Source organism: Pseudophaeobacter profundi, assembly GCF_029697505.1.
In the GTDB taxonomy this organism is placed as follows: Bacteria; Pseudomonadota; Alphaproteobacteria; order Rhodobacterales; family Rhodobacteraceae; genus Pseudophaeobacter; species Pseudophaeobacter profundi.
In genome coordinates this window covers 168,796-190,350 of sequence record NZ_JARJEF010000006.1, presented here as the reverse complement: position 1 = coordinate 190,350, position 21,555 = coordinate 168,796, and the positions used below count along the sequence as shown (strand labels likewise).

The window sequence follows — 21,555 nt, the reverse complement described above, 5'->3', positions numbered from 1 at the left end:
GTGTCGGGCAAAACGGGAGTGTAGAATGAAACGCCTTTTGACCAGTGCAATTGCCGCTATTGTTGTGACCTGTGCGACGGCGCTCAGTGCGGCACCGCTGAAATTGCAGCCTGCCAGTCCACAGCCCTCTGGCCTGCAGCCGGGGCTTTCGGTGCGCTACGCCTATCCGCATGATGTGAAAACGCTGGTGGATGCGTCATCTGCCTTGAAGATCAAGTCTGAGCGGGGGAGCCCATTAAGCGGGCTGGATTACCGCGATACCAATGAAGGCGACCTGACCCTGACCTCGAAGCGGGCCGAACATGTGGTGGCCGCAATCACGGGCTATGTGCATTTCGACACGCCCGGCATTCACAATATCGACTTTCTGACCAACGATGGGCTGCGCGCCAGAATCGGCGGCCAGGTGGTGGGCCAATTTGATGGGCGCCAGACCTGCGACACCACAATCATGAGCGAAGTTGAGGTGCCATCGGCTGGCTGGTATGATCTGGATATCCTGTATTTTCAACGCTATGGCACCGCCTGCCTGCATATGCGTATGGGGGCGGCGGGCAAGCGGGTCTCCTGGATGGCAAACAAGGCTTTTGGCCACTAGGCGTTTACGATCCTCTTTTCAGGCCCCACTCGGTGGTCTGAAAAGGCACTGCTATAGTGGCAGGGGGCGCGCCTCGGCAATGGTTTCCATCGCAAAATAAGAGGTGACGCTGTCCAGTTCGACGCCGCTGATCAGCCGTTGATAAACCCGATCATAGCTGGCCATATCCTGTGTCACCACCTTGAGTTGATAGTCGTAATCGCCGCCGATACGGTGGAAATCGACCACTTCGGGGATGGTCAGCACATGGCGGCGAAAGGTGTCGAGCCATTCAGCCGAATGGTGCCGGGTGCGCAGCATCACAAAGACCACCAGATCCAGACCAAGTTTGACCCGGTCCACCCGCATGCTGGCGCCCTTCAGCACGTTCTTGTCATTCAGCGCTTTCAAGCGGCGCCAGCAGGCGTTCTGCGACAGGCCGACGACCTCGGCCAGTTCGCGTTGGGACAGGCTGGCATCGCGTTGCAGGGCACGCAGGATGGACAGGTCTATTTGGTCTATATTTTTGCTCATACTAAGATCATATGACACATATTTTTCTGGTTTCAATGAAAAAGATAGGAAGTTTTCGCGGGTTTAACGTGGGAGATTATCTGAACAGATACTTTGGAGACTCGCGCATGACCCTGGCAATATTCAAGGAAGAGCTGCAGCAGGCGGCGGTGGACGGCAGCCTGGCACAGGGGGTGATCGGTGAGGGGGCGATGATCCCCGGTGCCAAGGGTGATGTTCCATTGGTCTATGCCGATTACGTGGCCTCGGGGCGGGCGTTGCGCCAGGTCGAGGAATATATCGCCACGCAGGTTTTGCCCTATTATGCCAATTCCCATACCGAAGCGTCTTTCTGCGGTGCCTATATGACCCAGCTGCGCCGTGCGGCCCGCGCGGAAATTGCCCGCCTGACCCAGGCAACAGAGCGCGACGCGGTGATTTTTGCAGGCGCCGGGGCGACAGCGGGTCTCAATCGGCTGGTGAGCCTGTTTGGCGTCAATGAGGCCCGCAACCCGGTGGTGTTTATTGGCCCGTATGAACATCATTCGAATATTCTGCCCTGGCGTGAAAGCCGGGCCAGGGTGGTGGAAATTCCCGAAGCGCCAGAGGGTGGCCTTGATCTGCAGGCGCTGCAGCAGGCCCTGTTGGATCACGCCAGCAGTGATTTGATCATTGGCAGCTTTTCCGCCGCCTCCAACGTGACTGGCATCCTGACCAATCCAGATGCGATAAGCTGCATGATACATGCAGTTGGTGGGCTGGTGGTCTGGGATTACGCCGGGGCCGGCCCCTATGTGCCGATTTCCATGGCGGGCGGTCAGGACGCAGCGGACAACCAGCCGAGCCTGGGTACCCATAAGGATGCGGTGGTGATTTCGCCGCATAAATTCGCCGGTGGGCCGGGGGCGTCCGGGGTGCTGATCGTCAATCGCGATGCGGTGCGGCGGCGCAGCCCATCCTGGCCCGGCGGTGGAACGGTCAGTTTTGTGTCGCCCTGGGGGCATGACTACAGCACGGATCTGGTTGCCCGCGAAGAAGCTGGCACCCCCAATGTAATTGGCGATATCCGCGCCGCCCTGGCCTTTCTGGTGAAAGAGGCGGTCGGCGCGGATGAGATCGCGGCCAAAGAGGCCCGCTTTGCCGCCATGGCGCGCGCCGGTTGGGGGGGGAATCCGCAGCTTACCCTGTTGGGCCACCCTTCGGCGCACCGGCTGCCGATCTTTTCTTTCACGGTGCGCGGGCGGTCTGGCGCACCTGTGCATCAGCAACTGTTCACCCGTATGTTAAGTGATCACTATGGTATCCAGGCCCGTGGCGGCTGTGCCTGTGCAGGCCCCTACGCCCATCGCCTGCTGGATATCGACGAGGCGGAATCCACCGCGCTGTTTGATGCGCTAAAGGCAGGCAGAGAATTGCAGAAACCCGGTTGGATACGGCTTAATTTTTCCTATCTGATGACAGAGGAAACGGCGCAATACATTATCGACAGCGTCAATGATTTGGCCCTGCGCGCCGAAAAACTGGCAGCCAGCTATGAAGCCGATCCCAAGACCGCCCGCTTTCAGCCCTTTGCCGCCTGAGGGGGAAAGCGGCAGTCAAATCACCCCTGACAGGGGTCTGAACCTGTGGCAGACTTTACCTCTGTTACCTTTGTTTATTAGTTCGGAGCCTTGTTATGGCAATAAAGTTGTCAGCCCCGGTTGGGGATAGCACCCGCATTACCAAACCTGATGCCAAGGCGGGTGAAGGGAAATTCAAACCGGTCAAAAACGCTGCCGCCGACGTAGAACTGGTGCGTTTGATGCTGAAGGCAAATGGCTTTGGCAGCATCAAGATCTCTGGGAAATGCGATGCCGGGCTGATCAAGGATATCCGCAGCTTTCAGAAAAAATCACTTGGTTTCAAGAAGCCGGACGGCATCGTCGACCCTGGCATGCGCACCTGGAAGGCGGGGTTGGCAAAGCTGCAGGCCATGATCGCCCAGGATCAGAAGGTCGCGGTCTATGAGGTCAAGGAAGACGGCAAGATCAAGCAGGTCGAGGTGGCAGAGTTTGAAGCCGCAGAAAAGGCGCTGCGGCATCAGATCCTGTCAAAGGCCAATATGATGCGGGGGCAGGCCGATACCTGGGTAGATTTCTGCGACGATGTGGAAAAGACCCGTCAGGCCGAAGAGGGCCTGATGATGGCAATTACCGAATTCACCATGTCGACGCTGAATGACGATACCGACCCGCCCTGGACACCGATCTTGAATGCACGCTCCGAAGCCTCATTTCTCAAGACACTGGCGAGCCAGTCCAAACCGGATTGGAAGAAGATCCAGAAACAGGATGCCAAGGCAACCAAGGCCTATAATTCCGGGCAAAAGGCCTTTGATAAATTCATCAAGGCCCGTATCGGCACGGCGGGTAAGGCGGTCTTTACGCTGGAAATCGTGCGCGAGACCTCTTTTACTGTGATCGAGGTCTATGCCACGGCACGTCTGATGGCAACCAAGGGGATGGATCCGGTACGGGCCCATGCCATTGCAGCTGCCGGGACCGAAGCGATGAAATCCAGCGCAGGGCAATATGGCGAATACCTGGCTGGGAACAAGGTTACCTTTGACGGCGCTGCCAAGAAGGTCGTGCTGGACACCCTGTTTGCCGGAGCGGCGGGTGCGGCGGGGGGCAAGCTGGGCGGTGCGTTTCTGAAAGGCATCGCAGGAAAAGTGGCGGCGCAATTGCCGGCAAAGATGTTCCAGACCTTTTCGCAAAAGGCGCTGACCAAGTTCATGGAAAAGATGCTGACCACTGGCGTTGGCCAGGAAATGGTCAAAAATGCCGCCAAAGAGGCGATCATGCTGTTCAAGCCGTTGGTGGAAAAGGGCCGCGCCCCCAACCAGAAAGAGGTAACGGATGCTGTGGTCAAGATCCTGTCTGGCGGCATCATGGCCTCGGGGCCGATGAAAAGCGTCTCCAGCTTTGGTGCAAGCTACATCTCCAAATCTCAGGGTTTTCTGGCGCAGAAACTGGTGCCCAGTGCCATGGATGGGATGGTAAAGAAGGATCTCGTCGCCAGATATGGTGCCGATGTAGTCGAAGAATTCTCCAAGAAACATGGGCCTGCGATCTATGCGGATGTGGCTGCGGCAGTACAGGACAAGGTCTTTGTTGCCTATGGCAACAAGGTGCTTGAAAGCTCGGATGGGACGCAGTCTGCCAAAGTCTTGCAAAAGATGATGGAGGAAACGCTGCGCAAAGACACCCAACTGCGCAAAGAACTGGCGAAGATGGTGAAAAAGCAGGCCGAGGCCAAGCTGGATAAAATGGCTGGGGCCAAAGCTAGATAATACCGGCGCAGTGATCGCGGGCCGACGGAATTTTCGTGCCCTGTCCCGTGCGCTGTGCCGTTTTGCCCCGCGTCTTGGCACAGTCCTACCCAGGCTGTGTGGGCGGTGCCGCTCTCTGGTTGATCTTGCCGCTTTCCCATTGGCTTGCGCCTCGTTATTACGAGGAGAACCAAGGAGCCAGACCAATGACCCAGATCACGCCGCAGCCAGGTATTATGGATATCGCCCTCTATCAGGGCGGCGCGGCCCATGTGGCGGGGGTGAGCAACGCAATCAAGCTCTCCTCCAATGAAAACCCACTGGGGCCCAGCCCGCTTGCGATTACAGCCATGCAAGAGGCCGCGGCGGATATGCATCGCTACCCCAGCTCTGACCACAGGGCGCTGCGTCAGGCGATTGGAGCGGTCGAGGGGTTGAACCCAGAGCAGATTATCTGTGGTGCCGGCAGTGACGAAATCATCGCCTTCCTGTGCCAGTGTTATGCCGGGCCGGGGGATGAGGTGCTCTATACGGAGCACGGGTTTGCCATGTATCGTATCAGCGCACTGGCCGCAGGGGCCACCCCGGTCGAGGTCAAGGAACGCGAGCGTGTCACCGATGTGGATGCGCTGCTTGCGGGCTGTAGCGACCGCACCAAGCTGGTCTTTATCGCCAATCCGAACAATCCGACCGGCACGATGATTTCGGCGGCCGAGGTTGCGCGTCTGGCCGATGGCCTGCCCAAGGGGGTGCTCTTGGTGCTGGATGGGGCCTATGCGGAATATGTCGAAGGCTTTGATGCCGGGGCGGATTTGATCGCGGCGCGCGACAATATCTTCATGACCCGTACGTTTTCCAAGATCTACGGTCTTGGCGGGGCACGCATTGGTTGGGGCTATGGCCCGGCGCCTATCATTGATGTGCTAAACCGGGTGCGCGGGCCGTTCAATGTCTCCGCCACGGCGCTGGCCGGGGCCGAAGCGGCAGTGCGCGACCGGGACTACCTGGAGCGCTGCCGACAGGAAAATGCCCAATGGCGCAGCTGGTTGGCACGCGAGCTGGCAGAGCTGGGCGTGGCGTCGGATACCTCTTGTACCAATTTCATTCTGGCACGGTTTGCCGATCAGGCCGAGGCCGAGGCCTGCGATCTCTATCTGCAACAACAGGGGCTGATTGTGCGCCGGGTGGCTGGATATAACCTGCCCAATGCCCTGCGTATAACCGTCGGAGACGAGGCGGCCTGCCGCCGCCTGGTTGCTGCGATCCGAGACTTCAAAGCAAAGCAAGGTGCCGTATGAGCAATGTCGTTTACAACCGTGTCGCCCTGATTGGCTTGGGGCTGATTGCGTCTTCGATGTTCTGGGCCATGAAGCGCGCCGGTTTGGCAGGCGAGGTCACGGGGTTTGCCCGCAGTGCGCAAACCCGTGAAACCGCCCGTCGCATTGGCCTGTGTGATCGCATCTGCGACAGTGCCATCGAGGCGGTCGAAGGTGCCGATCTGGTGGTGCTTTGTGTGCCGGTGGGGGCCATGGGGCCAGTCATGGCTGAAATTGGTCCGCATCTGAAACCCGGCGCGACGGTTTCGGATGTGGGGTCGGTCAAGGGGCATGTGATAGAGGTGGTGACACCGCATATTCCCGAGGGGGTTCATTTTGTGCCAGCCCACCCGCTGGCGGGCACCGAACATTCCGGCCCGGAATCCGGCTTTGCTGAACTGTTCGACAACCGCTGGAGCCTGCTTGTTCCGGTTGATGGCAGCGACCCCGCAGCGGTGGCACAGCTGCGCGCCCTGTGGGAAGGCATGGGCGCCAATGTCGATGAAATGGAGGCGGACCATCATGATTTGGTACTGGCTGTCACCAGCCACGCGCCGCATTTGATTGCCTATACGATGGTAGGGGTTGCGGATGATCTGCGCCGGGTGACCGATAGCGAAGTGATCAAGTATTCGGCAGCCGGCTTTCGGGATTTCACCCGCATCGCTGCTTCGGATCCAACCATGTGGCGCGATGTCTTTTTGACCAACAAAGAGGCAACGCTGGAAATCCTCGGGCGCTTTACCGAAGAACTGTTTGCACTGCAACGCGCCATCCGGACCGGAGACGGCGACCATCTGCACGACTATTTCACCCGCACGCGGGCGATCCGGCGCGGTATCATCGAGGCGGGCCAGGATACAGCCGCGCCTGACTTTGGCCGGGGCAACAAGCCGTGATCGGCGGGGAACAGCTCCGGGGCTGGGCGGTGGCGCTGGCCACTGTGACCTGCCTTCTGCCCGCCAGCAGTCTGGCCGTTCAGGCCGACGCGCCTGAAACATCGCTGCGTCCGATCCTGCGCCCCAGCCCGGCACCGGCCGTGGCAGCGACCGTGGCATCAGATGGGGCGGTTGCGCGTGCCGATGTGGTGGCAGCAGTCGCCACCGGTGCGGGATCAAGCCGCGTGGCCAGCCCTTCATCCGGGCTGCGGCCCCAATTGCGCCCGGTATCAGCCCAGCTCCTCGCGGTGGCGGCGCGGCCTGCGGATCTGGATGCGTCGCTTCTGGATCAGTCCTTGGTGCCGCTAGTCCGCCCGGATGGCATTGCGCAACAGGCCCTGTTCAAACGCCGCCGTCTGCGTCAGGGCTCTGTCTGCGGTGATATTGATATTCAGGGCAAAGAGATTGGCGCAGTGGTCGGCACCATGCCCGGCTGTGGGGCCGCGGATGCGGTGCGGGTGACCTCTGTCGCCGGGGTCACGCTGAGCCAGAGTTCAGTGATGACCTGCGAAACCGCTGCGGCGCTGAAACGATGGGTTTCAAAGGATGTGGAAAAGGCCTTTGGTCGCCGCAATCGGGTGGTCAGCCTGCGGGTGGCGGCGCACTACGCCTGCCGCACCCGCAACAATCGCCCCGGCGCCAAAGTGTCGGAACACGGGCGCGGCAAGGCGATTGATATTTCCGGCTTCAAACTGGAAGATGGCACCCTGGTAAGCGTGCTGTCAGGGTGGAACGCCCGTGCCACCCGCAAACCGATGCGCAAGATGTGGAAAGCGGCCTGTGGTCCCTTTGGCACCGTTCTGGGCCCCGAATCTGATCGCCATCACCGGGATCATTTCCACCTTGATGTGGCCAGCTATCGCAGTGGGTCCTACTGCCGCTAGGGCTGGGACATGCGGGGCAGGGCGCGGTGGTCTTAGAGCATATCGCTCGAAAGTGGTTGCCGGTTTCGAGCTATTCGACATGCGACATCAATAAACGAGCGCCTGTCGCCTGAATGCAAATGAACGCGACAGGCTCTAGCGCAGCCGGATTGGCGGTGCGGTGCCGATGGGCAGCGGCCCGATCCACATCTGCCCCTGCTGAAAGCGCAGGGTGGTGTTGATTCTCTCCCCCTGGCCAGCAGGGCTGGAAAACAGCGCCAGCACCCGTTCTATGGCGGCGCGGGTCTGCGGCGGCAGCAGGCTGCTGCGTTCTGCCATATCAAGGATCGCGCGCCAGTTCCTGACCTGTAGCGCCAGATCGCCCGTTGCGCGGCCCTGATCATCCATCTGCAGCTGGCCGCTGGCCTTGAAATGCATCTCGCCCCATTTGGCCTCGGCCAGGTCAAGGGTGATCTGACGCGGCTGCGGGCGGCGCTGTTCAAGCGCCCGGCGATCCCAGGGGATATCAAAGTCGATCGCCCCCTGCAGCTGTAGCGCGTCAAACTGTTTGGGCAGATCATTTGCCAGCTGGCTGATGCGGCGAAAGGCACCACCGGGGGCAAAGCCGGTGATGGCCATACGCAAATCATACTGGTTTGGCTGCGCGCTCTGCTGATGCAGGATCAACTCAAGATCCTGCGCCTGCCACTGGGGCATGGTCGCCTGCTGTTGCAGGATCTTCCAGACCTGCGCCTGCAGTTCAAGGCGCTCTAGCGTCAGGGCTGCCCCCGGTGCCAGCTGCATTTCGGCGGTCATGTCCTGCGCGGTAAGGGCGCTGCTTTGATCAAAGACGGAAAACCGCTGCTGGGTCTCCGGAAAGGAGAGCGTCAGCGCCCCGGGCCAGATCGCCGGGCTGTCGAGATCCAGCCAATCTGCGCTCCAGGCGGCGCCGGTTCCGGGGTCGGCCAGCAGGGGCTGATCAATGCGGGTGCGGTGGCGCAGTGGAAAGCCAGCAGTCGAGAGCTGCCCATGTGAGACCTGCCAACCCTGGCGCGCTTGTGCGTCGAACCAGCTTTCCAATCCGCTGCGCAGTGCCCAGGCCGCCAGCCCCCAGTAGAGCCCCCAGACCAGTGCCCCAAGGCACAGGTATTTCAGCAGTCGCATTCTGCGAAGACCCCTTTTTCTAGCCGTCAATTTGCTGTTTATAGGCGAGGATAAGAAAGGGCCATAGATCATGACAATGTGGGTATTCGGATATGGATCGCTGCTGTGGAATCCGGGCTTTCCGGTGGCTGGCAGCGAGATCGCAACCCTGCAGGGCTATGCCCGCTCTTTTTGCATGTCGTCGATCCACCATCGTGGCAGCGAAGAGGTGCCGGGGCTGGTGCTGGCCCTGGATGAGGTCCAGGGGGCACAGTGTCAGGGATTGGCGCTGGCGGTTGCGAGTGGCGCGGAAGACCAGACGCTGGACTATCTGCGCGAGCGCGAATTGATCTCTTCGGCCTATCTGGAGCGTAACCTCGCGGTGCAGCTTGCTTCTGGCCAAGAGGTCATGGCCGTGACCTATGTGATTGATCCGCATCACGAGCAGTATTGCGGCGGCATGGCGCTGGAAAAACAGGCGCAGATTATCGCCACTGCGGTGGGCGGGCGTGGGCCCAATACCGAATATCTGTATAATACCGCTGAACATCTCAGCGAAATTGGCCTTGGCGATGCAGAACTTGAATGGTTGATGGGACGCGTGCGGCAAATAACAGCATAAAGCCTTGGGCTTTGCGATCTTTGTCTTTAAGCTCTTTTGGGAATTGAGCAAAAATCCGTCAGGACCTTTTGAATATGGCCCAACCAGCCCGTAAGACAAGGCCGCAGTTTTCCCAACCGGTCAGACAGATTATCATGATGCTGATTGCCCTTGGCCTTGCTGGCTTTGGGATATTTATGGCCCTGCCCAAGGTGCTGCCGGTGTTTCAGGCAAATCCTTGGCTCAATGGTTTTATCGTCATTGTCTTTGTCATCGGGGTGCTGGCCTGTTTCTGGCAGGTGGCGCAGCTGGTCGGATCGGTGCGCTGGATTGAAAGCTTTGCCTCTGGCGGTACGCGCGGCGACAAACGGGCACCGTCGCTGCTGGCTCCGCTGGCGGCTTTGCTACGCTCGCGGGCGGCGCGGATGCAGTTGGGGTCATCGTCGACCCGGTCTATTCTGGATTCGGTGGCACAGCGGGTGGACGAAGAGCGTGAGATCACGCGATATATTGTCAACCTGCTGATTTTTCTTGGACTTTTGGGCACGTTTTATGGTCTTGCCACCACTGTGCCTGCGGTTGTCGATACCATTCGCAGCCTGGCCCCGCAGGAGGGCGAGGAAAGCATTGCGGTCTTTAACCGGTTGATGACCGGGCTGGAAGCACAGTTGGGCGGCATGGGCGTGGCCTTTGCCTCTTCGCTTTTGGGACTGGCAGGGTCGCTGATCGTTGGCCTGCTAGAGCTGTTTGCCGGCCATGGCCAGAACCGGTTTTACCGCGAGCTGGAAGAATGGCTCTCTTCTTTCACGCGGGTCAGCTTTTCCTCTGGCGAGGAGGGCAGCGGCGGCGAGACCGGCGTTGTATCCGAGGTGCTGGATACCATGGCAGAGCAGATGGACGCCTTGCAGGCGATGTTTGCCCAAAACGCCGAGAGCCGGGCCGAGATCGACAATAAACTGTCCAATCTGGTGGATGTCATCAGCGATATGAACGCGCGTCAGGATCAGTCCACTAGCGTTGCCAATGCGCTAGAGCGGGTTGCCGTGGGGCAGGAAACCCTGACCGAGATCATGCGCGCCCACGGCGATGTGGGCATGGATGCCGAAAGCCGGATGCGGCTGCGCTCGATCGATGTGCAGATGCTGCGCATTCTGGAGGAAATCTCTGCCGGTCGACAAGAAAGCCTGGCAGAGTTGCGCAAGGATATCGACCTCATGGTCAAGGCCTTTGCAGTGCCGCGTGGCCGGGGCCGTCGGCCGGCAGAGCTAGCGCCAGCCGGGCCGGACGGCGGGCAGTTTCTGCAGGGCGAGGATTAGAGCATGGCCTTGTCGCGGCGCAGTGGGCAGCGATTTCAAAGCTCGATCTGGCCGGGTTTCGTCGATGCGATGACCGGGCTGTTGCTGGTGCTGATGTTCCTGCTGACCATCTTTATGGTGGTGCAATTTGTCCTGCGCGAAACCATTTCAGGCCAGGAAAGCGAGCTGGACGAACTGTCCACTGAAGTGCAGGCGCTGGCCAATGCGCTGGGGCTGGAAGAACGTGACAACAGCCGCCTTTCGGCGCGGCTTGGGGCGCTAAGTGCGACGCTAACCACCACCCAGAGCGATCTGGCGCAGGCGCAGGATGCCATTGATCAACAGCGTGCGGTGATTTCTGGGCTGACCGCCGAACGCGACCAGCAGCTGGCAGATCTGGCGCGCGCCCAAAGTGATATCACCGCCTTTGAGGCCCAGGTGGCGACCCTGCTTGCTGGTCGCGCCGAGGCCGAGGCACAGATCGCGCAGCTGAGCGAAGACCGCGACCAGTTGGATGCGCAGCGCGCCGACTTGGTTGATGAACGCGAGTCCTTGAATCTGGCGCTGGCACAGGCGCGGCAGGAAATTGACGCTGGCGTAGAGACCGCGCGCCTGGCCGCAGCCAGACGCGAGGCGCTGGAGGCAATGATTGCTGATTTGCAGCAGCAAGACGATGCCCGCGCGGCAGAGATGGCTGATCTTTCAACCCGGCTGAGCGCCGAAGAAGAGGCCCGCCTGGTTGAAAGTGCCGCTGCCGAGGCCCTGCGCGCCCGGCTGCAAGACGCCGATGCCGAGTTGACGGCCATGACCCTGTCGCTGGAACGTGAGCGGCAAGAGGCCGAAGATACGCTCACGCTTTTGGCTGCTTCCAAATTGGCACAAGAGCGCCTAGCACAGGATCTTGAAGAGGCGCTGACCACGCTGGATGCCGCCACAGCGCAGAGCAAAGAGCGTGATGCCCTGGCCGAGCGCCTGACCCGTGTTCTGGCGCAGATGCAGGTGTCGCAATCCTCTGCCGAAGGCCGGGTCACTGCCCTGGAGGCAGAGCTGGACCGGCTGCGCCTGGAAAATGACACAACCCAGGCCCGGCTGAACCAGGAATTGGACAGCGCCCGCCAGCAGGCCGCGCAAAGCAAGGCCGCGCTGGAGGCAGAGCTGGCCCGTCAGCGGGCAGCAAACGTCGAGACCGAAACCCAGTATCAAAGCGAATTGACAAATCTGCAAAAACAACAGGCTGCCGCGCTTGAGAAGTTGGAACAGCAACTGACCCGCCAGCGCAGCACGGCAGAGGCAGAGCAGCGTCGCCTGCAAGAAGAACTGGCCAGCCTGCAGGCCGATACCGCCGCAGTGATGTCTGGTCTGCAGGCCGAGTTGGCCCAGGCTCAGGATGATCTGGCCGCCGCCCGCAAGGCCGCCTCTTCGACGGCGCAGGATCGGGCCGCGGTAGAGCTGCGTCTGCTAGCCGCGCTGGATGCGCTGGAAAATGCCCAGGCTGCCGCTGGTGATCAGGCTGTCTTGCAACAACGGCTCTTGGCGGCGCTGAACGCGCAGGACGAGGCCAGGGGGAGCGCGGCAGAGGCGCGCAGCCTTGCCGAGGAACGCGCGGCGCTGTTGGCGCAGGCCAAGGCGGCGCTGTCAGAGCAGACAGCAGTTTCGACCAAGGCGCAGCGCGAGACCGCCTTGCTGAACCAGCAGGTGGCGGCGCTGCGGGAACAACTGGGCGGATTACAGGCGATTCTGGATGACTACCAGGCACGCGATGCTGCCCAGAAGGTGCAGTTGCAAAACCTCGGCCAGGATCTGAACGCGGCGCTGGCACGGGCCGCCTCGGAAGAGCGCCGCCGCCGTCTGACAGAAGAAAAAGAGCGCAAGCGACTGGAGCTGGAGGCGGCAGAGCTTGCCAGCAAGGCGGATAGTCTGGAAACCAAGGCCGAGGAGTTGGAGCGCTACCGCTCTGAGTTCTTTGGCCGCTTGCGCAACGTGTTGGGCAAGCAAGAGGGGGTGCGCATCGAAGGCGACCGCTTTGTCTTTGCATCAGAGGTGCTCTTTGCGCCGGGCAGTGCCAGACTGTCGTCGTTGGGCGAAGTCGAGATCGCCAAGGTGGCGCGAATTTTGCAGACTGTGGCGGCAGATATCCCACCCGAGATCAACTGGATCATCCGGGTGGATGGCCATACCGACAATACCGCCATGCTGGGCCACCCCAAGTTTTCCGATAACTGGGAGCTGAGCCAGGGTCGGGCACTGTCGGTGGTGCGCTACATGATCGAGAGCCTCGGCGTGGCGCCGGATCGGCTGGCGGCAAACGGATTTGGTGAGTTCCAGCCGGTAAACACGGCTGATACACCGGAGGCCCGCGCCCAGAACCGCCGGATTGAGTTGAAGTTCACTGAACGATAAGGCGCCCCGGTCTGGGGCAAGAGGCCGCAGCCCGGACCCAAAGGGCGCCCTGGGCCGTTATCTTAAAGAAATGGCTTGCTCGATCCGATCGATTTCCACGTCATCGCGCAGCAATACTGCCAGACCGGTATAGAGGCCATACTCCCAGATCTGGTCGCGCAACCGTTTGCCCGAAGCGCGGAAAAACTGGGCCTGATTGCGATCCAGCGTGATTTCATGCACCGAAAAGACCCCGGTTGGGCCAGAAATGGTCAGCCGCACCCGGTCGCCTTGTTGGCCGCCAAAGGCATAGGCCCAGAAAACCAGGGCCGGTGATTGCCGCGTCATGCGGATCTGGCTGGCCTTGCCGGATTTGATCTGCCGGAAACTGGGCACCTGGGTGCTGAAGCCAGCGCCCAGAAATCCCCCGGGTTCATAGGCAGGCGGATCGGCCCAGAGGTTGGTCGTATCGGCGGTTGCACCGGCCGCGCTTACCTGATCGATGCCAGCCGCACAGTCCTGCGCTCCGTTGGGGGCAAAGGGATCGATCACCTTCCCATCGCGGCGCAGGGACAGATGAAGATGCGGGAATTGTGTCTTGCCGGAAAGGCCGACCTCACCCAGCTGGGTGCCGGCTTGAACCTGCTGGCCCTTTTGCACCCGCACAGAGCCCTGGCGCATATGGCAATATTGGGTTTCCCAGCCATCCGCGTGCAGCAGGACCACGCCATTGCCGCACTCGCGCCCCTGCAGGGCGGCAGCGTTTTCTTCGGTGGAATAGGTGTCGGGCATCCGATTGCGCAGGCCCTGAACCACGCCTGGTGCGGCGGCGCGCACGGCAACACCGCGATACATATCGCTTAGATAGGGCAGGGCGATATCTGTTCCCTTGTGACCAGAGTAAGTCAGCCCTTGGCAAGCATAGTCACGGCTGCCGGGGCCGGGATCGTGGTCGACATATTGCTGAATGTGACAGGTATCGCCCTGGCTGCAATCAAGCGGCCATTGCAAGGAAATGTCGCCCGCCACGGCGGGGGCCGTGACGAGCGTGAGCAGCAAAGCTGCAAGGGAGAGCCGCATGATTAGTCGGCAGTCAGCAATGGCGGCTTGTCACCAGAGATGCGCGGCTTGATCGGACCTTCTATGCGCAGATCCAGCTTGCCATCCTTGATGCCAACCTTGACCAGCCCACCCTTTGCCAGCTTGCCAAAGAGCAATTCTTCGGCGAGTGGTTTCTTGATGTGCTCCTGGATGACCCGCCCCAAAGGCCGTGCCCCCATGCGATCATCATAGCCCCGGTCCGCCAGCCATTCAGCCGCCTTGCGGGTCAGTTCGATCGAGACATTCCGGTCCATTAGCTGGGCTTCCAGTTGCAGGACGAATTTCTCGACCACCTGCAGGATGACCTCTTTGGGTAGCGGTGCAAAGGCGATCACGGCGTCCAGCCGGTTGCGGAATTCCGGCGTGAAGGTGCGTTCAATCGCGGCGGTGTCTTCACCCTCGCGGCGATCACGGCCAAAGCCGATGGCAGCCTTTGCCATATCCGATGCACCCGCATTGGAGGTCATGATCAACACAACATTGCGGAAGTTCACCGCGCGGCCGTTGTGATCTGTCAGCTGGCCGTTATCCATCACTTGCAACAGGATGTTGAACACATCCGGGTGCGCCTTTTCGATTTCGTCCAGCAGCAGCACACAGTGGGGATGCTGGTCAACGCCATCGGTCAGCAGGCCACCCTGGTCAAAGCCGACATAGCCCGGAGGCGCGCCGATCAGACGGGAAACCGCGTGTTTCTCCATGTATTCCGACATGTCAAAACGTAGAAGCTCTACCCCGAGTGTATCGGCCAGTTGTTTGGCCACCTCGGTTTTGCCAACCCCGGTGGGGCCTGCAAAGAGATAGTTGCCGATGGGTTTTTCCGGTTCGCGCAGCCCTGCACGGGCCAGTTTGATGGCACTGGAGAGCGCGTCGATCGCATCGTCCTGGCCAAAGACCACGCGCTTCAGGCTCTTCTCCAGATCTTTCAGCACCTCTGCATCGTCTTTGGTGACGCTCTTGGGCGGAATGCGGGCGATCTTGGCCACCACGGCTTCGATTTCCTTGACGCCAATGGTTTTGCGACGTTTGCTTTCCGGCACCAGATGCTGTGCCGCACCTGCTTCGTCGATCACGTCGATCGCCTTGTCGGGCAATTTGCGGTCGTTGATATACCGCGCCGCCAGTTCCACGGCGGATTTGATCGCATCCGCTGTAAACTTGACGCTGTGATGTTCTTCAAAATAGGGTTTCAGCCCTTTCAGAATTTCAACCGCATCCTGTACCGAGGGTTCGTTCACATCAATCTTCTGGAAGCGCCGCGCCAGGGCGCGGTCTTTTTCAAAATGCTGGCGGAACTCTTTGTAGGTAGTGGATCCCATGGTGCGCAGTTTGCCGCCCTGCAGGGCAGGTTTCAGCAGGTTGGAGGCATCCATTGCCCCACCAGAGGTGGCACCCGCACCAATCACGGTGTGGATCTCATCAATGAACAACACACCATCCGGGTGGTCTTCCAGCTCTGTCACCACGGCCTTCAGACGTTCTTCGAAATCGCCACGATAGCGGGTGCCAGCCAAGAGCGCCCCCATGTCGAGCGAGAAGATGGTGGTCTTGGACAACACTTCAGGAACTTCGCCCTGCACGATCTTGCGGGCCAGGCCTTCCGCGATGGCGGTCTTGCCGACGCCAGGATCGCCCACTAGCAGCGGGTTGTTCTTGCGGCGGCGGCACAGCACCTGGATGCAGCGCTCTACCTCGTGGCTGCGTCCGATCAGCGGGTCAATGTCGCCTTCGCGCGATTTGGCGTTGAGATCGACGCAGTATTTATCCAGCGCGCTCTCTTTTTTGTCGCTCTCGGGGGCACCGCCGCCCATAGAGGCATCTTCGCCCTCGGGGGCGCCAGTGATGGGACGGGATTCGCCAAAGGCAGGATCCTTGGCCACGCCATGGGCAATGAAATTCACGGCATCATAGCGGGTCATATCCTGGTCCTGCAGGAAGTAGGCGGCATCGCTTTCGCGTTCTGCAAAAATCGCGACGAGGACATTGGCCCCTGTAACTTCGGTGCGCCCCGAGCTTTGCACATGGATCGCGGCGCGCTGAATGACCCGCTGGAAGGCTGCGGTGGGGACCGCTTCGGACCCGTCGACATCAGTCACCAGATTGGCAAGATCTTCATCGACAAATTCAATCAGTGAAGTGCGAAGATGCCCAAGATCGACGCTACAGGCGCGCATTACACGGGCGGCTTCCGGTTCTTCGATCAATGCCAACAGCAGGTGTTCCAGCGTGGCAAACTCGTGGCGCCGCTCATTCGCCAACGCGAGCGCGGCGTGAATGGCTTGTTCTAGTGTGCTCGAGAATGAAGGCACGGGCGTGCTCCTCTGTTCTTGGGGTGACCGGGGCTTGGACGTTCTGCCGCTTCCCCTGTATCAACCATGTCCTGATAGTATTAGAGTTTGGTTGATAGACGCGGAGCTTCAAGGGCTTTCTTTCAAAATTAGGTCACATTCTTTGTGAGAGAGGTTAATTTATGACCCCTTTGAGCCGGTCACGATAGCATCAGACCGGCAGAAATGGGGTTAAAAGCGGTCTTTCAGACCCCGAATTTTTGCAAAAACATCCTTACTTTCAGCGCCTTGCATCCCGATAGCGGTTTTTACCTCATCCAGGTGGGCCCGCAAAAAGGGATTTGTCTCCAGCTCTTGCTGCAACAGTGACGGAATCGTGGCCTCGCCTTTTGCGCGTGCCTTGATGATTTGCGCAGCGCGCAGTTGCAATGCGGTGTTGTCCGGTTCAATTGTCAGGGCAAAGCGGGCGTTGGATTGGGTATATTCATGGCCGGAATAGACCCAGGTCTGCGGTGGCAGGGCCATCAGACGGTTGAGGCTGTGCCACATCATATCGGGGGTGCCTTCGAACAGGCGCCCACAGCCAAGCGCCATCAGGCTGTCGGCAGTAAAGACGGCTTGGCTTTCGGGCAAGTAAAACGCGATATGGCCGATTGTATGGCCCGACACATCCAGAACCTGGACCGGCTCCCCGAAGAGGTCAAAGCTGTCACCGTCTTCCAGCGCATGGGTCAGGGGCGGCAGGCGGGCGGCATCCGCCTTAGCGCCATAGACCGCAGGATTATACTGCGCGCAGAGCTCGGCGACGCCATCGATGTGATCATAGTGATGGTGCGTCAAGAGAATCACATCCAGGCGCCAGCCACGGGCCGCGAGCGCGGTTTTGATGGCATCGGCCTCGGGCGCATCGACCAAAGCGGTTTTACCGCTCTTGGAATCATGCAGCAGATAGGCATAGTTGTCCGAGAGACAGGGCAGGGTAACGATTTCTAGGGGCATGGTCTTTCGCCTCCGCATGAGTAAACTGCCCCCAGATTGGCCCAAGCAGCAGGCACCCGCAATGCACCTTGATGTTCAGGACCTTAGGAATTTCTACTATCGCAGCACCCTGGGGCGGGCGTCGCAGGCATCGGTGCGCAATCGGCTGCTGGAGTTCTGGCCGGAAGCAGCCGGGCAGACCGTGGCTGGCTTCGGCTTTGCCGCGCCCTTGATGCGCCCCTATCTGGCCGAGGCCCGCCGGGTGATTGCCCTGATGCCGGGGCCGCAAGGGGTGATGCAATGGCCGGCGGGGATGCCGAATGTATCTGTGCTGTGCGAAGAGACCTTTTGGCCGATTGAAACCGGTCGGGTGGATCGGCTGGTGGTGATGCATGGGCTGGAAACCTCGGAACGGCCCACCCAGGTGCTGGAAGAGTGCCGCCGGGTGCTGGGGCCTGGCGGGCGGGCGATCTTTGTGGTGCCCAACCGGGCCGGGTTCTGGGCGCGGTCGGATAATACGCCCTTTGGCTATGGGCGGCCCTATACCTTGACCCAGCTGGAAAACCAGCTGCGCCTGCATGAATTCACCATCCAACGTCATACAGCGGCGCTGTACCGGATGCCCAGCCAGAAACGGTTTTGGCTGAAATCCGGGGCACTGCTGGAACGGGCGGGGCGCCGCCTGCCTGCCATGTTGGTGGGGGGCGTCTTTATGGTCGAGGTCAGCAAACAGACGCATCCCCAGCATGGGCATATGACACGCGTCAAACGGTCTAGTCCGATCCGGGTTTTGGAGGGGCTTTCCAACCCGGTGGCGGAACCGGCCTGAGCGGGTCGGCTGACAACAAGGAGGCATCGGGCAAAAGAGGTGCCCTGTGGTCGATCCGGGGTGACGCGGACAGATGATTCTGTTTTTCAAAATTGTCGATCCGCGGTGAGGCCGGAAAAGACCTGTGAGCGCTGATTTGCGCCTTTCGTGCGGATTTTGACCTGTTCGGAAAGGTAAATAACACGCCCGAGGTGCATAAAAATAGTCGAGTTTCGGGAGGCAAAGAGCCGCACTTTGGCTAAGGTGTTGAAAACATTAAGGTCGATCATTTTGCCCCTGCCACTATAGACAGTTGATAGGTTGCTACCGCTCTGTTACATCCACGCTGATTTTAACGCCCTGCCGTCTTGGTGGGGTATGCTCACGCCCCCGGTGCCGTCTGTCTTGCGACAGGCCAGTCGGGGCCAAATGTCGGAAGGGTGGACGTGTCCGAACCAGCTTCGATTTCAGCAGGCATTGCTGCACGCTATGCCACTGCGATCTTTGAGATCGCCGAAGAGAGCAAGGCACTTGATAGCCTTGAAACCAGCATCAATGATCTGGCAGCTGCCCTGGCTGACAGTGACGACCTGCAAACCCTGCTCAGCTCTCCGCTGATTTCGCGGGATGAGCAGGAAGCCGCAATTGCGGCGATCGCCAAGAAAATGGGTCTGGCACCTGTTTTGGGCAACAGCCTGGCGCTGATGGCGCAAAAACGCCGCCTGTTCGTGGTTCCTGCTCTGATTTCTGCCCTGCGGGATCGTCTGGCAGAGGCACGCGGTGAAGTGACCGCCGAGGTGATTTCCGCCAAGGCACTGACAAAAACCCAAAGCGACAAGCTGGCCAAGACGCTGGCCGCGCGCGTGGGCAAACAGATTACCATCAATGCAACCGTCGATGAAAGCATCATTGGCGGTCTCGTCGTTAAAGTGGGCTCGAAGATGATCGATAGCTCGATCCGCTCCAAGCTCAACTCCCTACAGAATGCAATGAAAGAGGTCGGATAAATGGGTATCCAAGCAGCAGAGATTTCTGCGATCCTAAAAGACCAGATCAAGAACTTTGGTCAGGAAGCCGAGGTGGCTGAAATTGGTCGCGTGCTGAGCGTTGGCGATGGTATCGCCCGCGTCTACGGCCTTGACAATGTTCAGGCTGGCGAAATGGTCGAATTCCCTGGTGGGATTATGGGCATGGCGCTGAACCTGGAGGCCGATAACGTAGGTATCGTTATCTTTGGCTCCGACCGCGACATCAAAGAAGGTGACACTGTAAAGCGCACCAACTCGATCGTGGACGTTCCTGTCGGCCCCGAGCTGCTGGGCCGCGTTGTTGACGGTCTGGGTAACCCGCTGGACGGCAAAGGCCCGATCAACGCTGCAAAGCGTGGCGTTGCCGACGTCAAGGCACCTGGCATTATCCCACGTAAATCGGTTCACGAACCGATGGCGACAGGCCTCAAATCTGTTGATGCGATGATCCCCGTTGGCCGTGGCCAGCGTGAGCTGATCATTGGTGACCGTCAGACCGGTAAAACCGCGATCGCCCTGGACACCATGCTGAACCAGAAATCCTACAACGATGCAGCAGGCGACGATGAGTCGAAGAAACTGTACTGCGTCTACGTAGCGGTTGGTCAGAAGCGTTCCACCGTTGCCCAGCTGGTGAAAAAGCTGGAAGAAGCCGGCGCCATGGAATATTCGATCGTGGTTGCTGCAACCGCGTCCGATCCTGCGCCTCTGCAGTTCCTGGCCCCCTATGCGGCCACCGCGATGGCGGAATATTTCCGCGACAGCGGCAAGCACGGTCTGATCATCTATGATGACCTTTCCAAGCAGGCTGTTGCCTATCGTCAGATGTCGCTGCTGCTGCGTCGTCCGCCCGGCCGTGAAGCCTATCCTGGTGACGTTTTCTATCTGCACTCCCGTCTGCTGGAACGTTCGGCCAAGCTGAACGAAGATTTCGGCGCTGGTTCGCTGACGGCTCTGCCCGTTATTGAAACCCAGGGTGGTGACGTTTCCGCCTTTATTCCAACCAACGTGATTTCGATCACCGATGGCCAGATCTTCCTGGAAACCGAACTGTTCTACCAGGGCATCCGTCCTGCTGTGAACACCGGTCTGTCGGTTTCGCGTGTTGGCTCCTCTGCGCAGACAAACTCGATGAAATCTGTTGCGGGTCCGGTGAAACTGGAACTGGCTCAGTACCGCGAAATGGCGGCCTTTGCGCAGTTTGGTTCCGACCTTGACGCCGCCACCCAGCAGTTGCTGAACCGTGGTGCCCGTCTGACCGAACTGATGAAGCAGGCTCAGTACTCGCCGCTGACCAACGCAGAAATCGTCTGCGTGATCTTCGCCGGGACCCAGGGTTACCTCGACAAGATCGACGTAAAGTCTGTTGGCCGCTACGAGGAAGGCATGCTGGCGCATCTGCGCAGCAAGCACGCCGATCTGCTCGAGTGGATTTCCAACGAAGATCCGAAGATCAAGGGCGATGCTGCCGACAAGATCAAAGCAGCGCTGGACGAATTCGCCGCAGATTTCGCGTAAGGGGATAAGGCAATGCCAAATCTCAAGGACCTGAAAAACAGGATCGCGAGTGTCAAAAGCACGCGTAAGATCACAAAAGCCATGCAAATGGTGGCCGCGGCGAAACTTCGCCGCGCCCAGGAAGCTGCTGAAGATTCGCGTCCCTATACCAAACGGTTCAATGCCGTGATGGCAGGGCTTGCGGCTTCGGTTGGCGGCAGCGATAGCGCACCAAAACTGCTGCGCGGCACCGGCAGCGATCAGGTACAACTTCTTGTTGTTCTGACCGCCGAGCGGGGGCTGTGTGGTGGCTTTAACGCCAATATCGCCAAGCTGGCGCGCCAAAAGGCGCAGGAGCTGAAAGCGGCTGGCAAGACGGTCAAAATTCTGACCGTTGGCAAAAAGGGCCGCGACGCGCTGCGTCGTGACCTGGGTGATGATTTCGTCGGCCACGTGGATCTGAGCGAGGTCAAGCGGATCGGCTATGCCGATGCGCAGGGCGTCGCCAAGGATATCCTGACCCGCTTTGACGCTGGTGAATTCGATGTTGCGACCCTGTTCTTTGCAGAGTTCGTCAATGTCGTGACCCAGGTGCCAACAGCGCAGCAGATCATTCCGGCCTCTTACGAGGGCGGTGTCGTCGAAGAAGCATCGGCCGTTTACGACTACGAACCCAGCGAAGAGGCAATCCTTGCCGATCTGCTGCCACGTGGCGTATCGACCCAGATCTTTTCGGCGCTGCTGGAAAATGGTGCATCCGAGCAGGGTGCCCGGATGAGCGCGATGGATAACGCCACGCGTAACGCTGGCGAGATGATCGACAAGCTGACAATCGAGTTCAACCGCTCGCGTCAGGCCGTCATCACCAACGAGCTGATTGAAATCATTTCGGGCGCAGAGGCGCTCTAAGAGACAACCGG

Annotated in this window: 19 protein-coding genes; 13 read left to right on the top strand and 6 right to left on the bottom strand. The window is 59.7% G+C overall.

Annotated features, from left to right (window positions below):
• The first annotated feature begins 25 nt into the window (after positions 1–25).
• Entirely contained in the window at positions 26–598 is a 573-nt protein-coding gene (locus tag P2081_RS11900) for a PA14 domain-containing protein (RefSeq protein WP_278923087.1), read from the top strand.
• A 51-nt stretch (positions 599–649) separates the two neighbouring features.
• Here P2081_RS11900 and P2081_RS11895 read toward each other — a convergent pair whose 3' ends face one another.
• Positions 650–1,111, bottom strand: a complete 462-nt coding sequence (locus P2081_RS11895; RefSeq protein WP_278923086.1) for an Lrp/AsnC family transcriptional regulator — start codon at positions 1,109–1,111, stop codon at positions 650–652.
• Between the two features lie 107 nt (positions 1,112–1,218).
• On the opposite strand from P2081_RS11895, the gene P2081_RS11890 reads away from it, so the two are divergent.
• The 5 genes from P2081_RS11890 (at position 1,219) to P2081_RS11870 (ending at position 7,538) form a co-directional block, all read left to right on the top strand.
• Complete coding sequence (locus P2081_RS11890) at positions 1,219–2,670, top strand: aminotransferase class V-fold PLP-dependent enzyme (protein ID WP_278923085.1); 1,452 nt, start codon at positions 1,219–1,221, stop codon at positions 2,668–2,670.
• Between the two features lie 95 nt (positions 2,671–2,765).
• Positions 2,766–4,421 (top strand): peptidoglycan-binding protein, encoded by a 1,656-nt coding sequence (locus tag P2081_RS11885; RefSeq protein WP_278923084.1) that lies wholly within the window; start codon positions 2,766–2,768, stop codon positions 4,419–4,421.
• A 185-nt stretch (positions 4,422–4,606) separates the two neighbouring features.
• Positions 4,607–5,698, top strand: a complete 1,092-nt coding sequence (gene hisC / locus P2081_RS11880; RefSeq protein WP_278923083.1) for a histidinol-phosphate transaminase — start codon at positions 4,607–4,609, stop codon at positions 5,696–5,698.
• Entirely contained in the window at positions 5,695–6,615 is a 921-nt protein-coding gene (locus P2081_RS11875; protein WP_278923082.1) for a prephenate/arogenate dehydrogenase family protein, read from the top strand. Before hisC ends, P2081_RS11875 begins: the two co-directional genes overlap by 4 nt.
• Positions 6,612–7,538 (top strand): extensin-like domain-containing protein, encoded by a 927-nt coding sequence (locus tag P2081_RS11870; protein ID WP_278923081.1) that lies wholly within the window; start codon positions 6,612–6,614, stop codon positions 7,536–7,538. Before P2081_RS11875 ends, P2081_RS11870 begins: the two co-directional genes overlap by 4 nt.
• 135 nt (positions 7,539–7,673) lie before the next feature.
• Here the strand turns inward: P2081_RS11870 and P2081_RS11865 are convergent, their stop codons facing one another.
• On the bottom strand, positions 7,674–8,681 hold the full coding sequence (locus tag P2081_RS11865; protein WP_278923080.1) for a DUF2125 domain-containing protein: 1,008 nt from the start codon (positions 8,679–8,681) through the stop codon (positions 7,674–7,676).
• Positions 8,682–8,751: 70 nt separating this feature from the next.
• On the opposite strand from P2081_RS11865, the gene P2081_RS11860 reads away from it, so the two are divergent.
• The 3 genes from P2081_RS11860 to P2081_RS11850 all read left to right on the top strand — a co-directional run bounded on the left by P2081_RS11860 (position 8,752) and on the right by P2081_RS11850 (position 12,956).
• Positions 8,752–9,282 carry a gamma-glutamylcyclotransferase gene (locus tag P2081_RS11860; protein WP_278923079.1) on the top strand — a complete coding sequence of 177 codons (531 nt, stop codon included), beginning with the start codon at positions 8,752–8,754 and terminating at the stop codon, positions 9,280–9,282.
• A 74-nt stretch (positions 9,283–9,356) separates the two neighbouring features.
• Positions 9,357–10,577 (top strand): biopolymer transporter ExbB, encoded by a 1,221-nt coding sequence (locus P2081_RS11855; protein ID WP_278923078.1) that lies wholly within the window; start codon positions 9,357–9,359, stop codon positions 10,575–10,577.
• A gap of 3 nt (positions 10,578–10,580) precedes the next feature.
• Positions 10,581–12,956, top strand: a complete 2,376-nt coding sequence (locus P2081_RS11850) for a peptidoglycan -binding protein (RefSeq protein ID WP_278923077.1) — start codon at positions 10,581–10,583, stop codon at positions 12,954–12,956.
• Between the two features lie 57 nt (positions 12,957–13,013).
• On the opposite strand, the gene P2081_RS11845 is transcribed toward P2081_RS11850, so the two are convergent.
• The 3 genes from P2081_RS11845 to gloB all read right to left on the bottom strand — a co-directional run bounded on the left by P2081_RS11845 (position 13,014) and on the right by gloB (position 17,323).
• Positions 13,014–14,015: a M23 family metallopeptidase gene (locus P2081_RS11845; protein ID WP_278923076.1), complete on the bottom strand. Its 1,002-nt coding sequence runs from the start codon at positions 14,013–14,015 to the stop codon at positions 13,014–13,016.
• 2 nt (positions 14,016–14,017) lie between these two features.
• Positions 14,018–16,345 carry an ATP-dependent Clp protease ATP-binding subunit ClpA gene (gene clpA / locus P2081_RS11840; RefSeq protein ID WP_278923075.1) on the bottom strand — a complete coding sequence of 776 codons (2,328 nt, stop codon included), beginning with the start codon at positions 16,343–16,345 and terminating at the stop codon, positions 14,018–14,020.
• Positions 16,346–16,555: 210 nt separating this feature from the next.
• Complete coding sequence (gene gloB, locus P2081_RS11835) at positions 16,556–17,323, bottom strand: hydroxyacylglutathione hydrolase (RefSeq protein ID WP_278923074.1); 768 nt, start codon at positions 17,321–17,323, stop codon at positions 16,556–16,558.
• A gap of 61 nt (positions 17,324–17,384) precedes the next feature.
• Between gloB and P2081_RS11830 the strand changes: the two genes are divergently transcribed.
• Positions 17,385–18,131 carry a class I SAM-dependent methyltransferase gene (locus P2081_RS11830; protein ID WP_232405213.1) on the top strand — a complete coding sequence of 249 codons (747 nt, stop codon included), beginning with the start codon at positions 17,385–17,387 and terminating at the stop codon, positions 18,129–18,131.
• Positions 18,132–18,217: 86 nt separating this feature from the next.
• Here P2081_RS11830 and P2081_RS11825 read toward each other — a convergent pair whose 3' ends face one another.
• Positions 18,218–18,400, bottom strand: coding sequence for a hypothetical protein (locus P2081_RS11825; protein WP_278923073.1), 183 nt, complete (start codon positions 18,398–18,400; stop codon positions 18,218–18,220).
• Between the two features lie 156 nt (positions 18,401–18,556).
• Between P2081_RS11825 and P2081_RS11820 the strand changes: the two genes are divergently transcribed.
• From P2081_RS11820 to P2081_RS11810, 3 genes are read left to right on the top strand one after another with little or no spacing between them, the layout of a single operon-like run.
• On the top strand, positions 18,557–19,117 hold the full coding sequence (locus P2081_RS11820; protein WP_278923072.1) for a F0F1 ATP synthase subunit delta: 561 nt from the start codon (positions 18,557–18,559) through the stop codon (positions 19,115–19,117).
• The gene (gene atpA / locus P2081_RS11815) at positions 19,118–20,656 is read left to right on the top strand and encodes a F0F1 ATP synthase subunit alpha (protein WP_278923071.1); all 1,539 of its coding nucleotides are present in this window, start codon (positions 19,118–19,120) and stop codon (positions 20,654–20,656) included.
• A gap of 12 nt (positions 20,657–20,668) precedes the next feature.
• Entirely contained in the window at positions 20,669–21,544 is an 876-nt protein-coding gene (locus P2081_RS11810; protein WP_278923070.1) for a F0F1 ATP synthase subunit gamma, read from the top strand.
• Positions 21,545–21,555 lie beyond the last annotated feature (11 nt).

What these genes read in the sequence shown, in the direction of transcription:
- gloB (WP_278923074.1), bottom strand. Translation starts at nt 17,323, where the DNA reads ATGCCCCTAGAAATCGTTACCCTGCCCTGTCTCTCGGACAACTATGCC.
- P2081_RS11900 (WP_278923087.1), top strand. Translation starts at nt 26, where the DNA reads ATGAAACGCCTTTTGACCAGTGCAATTGCCGCTATTGTTGTGACCTGT.
- P2081_RS11885 (WP_278923084.1), top strand. Translation starts at nt 2,766, where the DNA reads ATGGCAATAAAGTTGTCAGCCCCGGTTGGGGATAGCACCCGCATTACC.
- P2081_RS11825 (WP_278923073.1), bottom strand. Translation starts at nt 18,400, where the DNA reads ATGATCGACCTTAATGTTTTCAACACCTTAGCCAAAGTGCGGCTCTTT.
- P2081_RS11845 (WP_278923076.1), bottom strand. Translation starts at nt 14,015, where the DNA reads ATGCGGCTCTCCCTTGCAGCTTTGCTGCTCACGCTCGTCACGGCCCCC.
- P2081_RS11895 (WP_278923086.1), bottom strand. Translation starts at nt 1,111, where the DNA reads ATGAGCAAAAATATAGACCAAATAGACCTGTCCATCCTGCGTGCCCTG.
- P2081_RS11890 (WP_278923085.1), top strand. Translation starts at nt 1,219, where the DNA reads ATGACCCTGGCAATATTCAAGGAAGAGCTGCAGCAGGCGGCGGTGGAC.
- atpA (WP_278923071.1), top strand. Translation starts at nt 19,118, where the DNA reads ATGGGTATCCAAGCAGCAGAGATTTCTGCGATCCTAAAAGACCAGATC.
- P2081_RS11875 (WP_278923082.1), top strand. Translation starts at nt 5,695, where the DNA reads ATGAGCAATGTCGTTTACAACCGTGTCGCCCTGATTGGCTTGGGGCTG.
- P2081_RS11860 (WP_278923079.1), top strand. Translation starts at nt 8,752, where the DNA reads ATGACAATGTGGGTATTCGGATATGGATCGCTGCTGTGGAATCCGGGC.
- hisC (WP_278923083.1), top strand. Translation starts at nt 4,607, where the DNA reads ATGACCCAGATCACGCCGCAGCCAGGTATTATGGATATCGCCCTCTAT.
- P2081_RS11850 (WP_278923077.1), top strand. Translation starts at nt 10,581, where the DNA reads ATGGCCTTGTCGCGGCGCAGTGGGCAGCGATTTCAAAGCTCGATCTGG.
- P2081_RS11810 (WP_278923070.1), top strand. Translation starts at nt 20,669, where the DNA reads ATGCCAAATCTCAAGGACCTGAAAAACAGGATCGCGAGTGTCAAAAGC.
- P2081_RS11855 (WP_278923078.1), top strand. Translation starts at nt 9,357, where the DNA reads ATGGCCCAACCAGCCCGTAAGACAAGGCCGCAGTTTTCCCAACCGGTC.
- P2081_RS11830 (WP_232405213.1), top strand. Translation starts at nt 17,385, where the DNA reads ATGCACCTTGATGTTCAGGACCTTAGGAATTTCTACTATCGCAGCACC.
- P2081_RS11865 (WP_278923080.1), bottom strand. Translation starts at nt 8,681, where the DNA reads ATGCGACTGCTGAAATACCTGTGCCTTGGGGCACTGGTCTGGGGGCTC.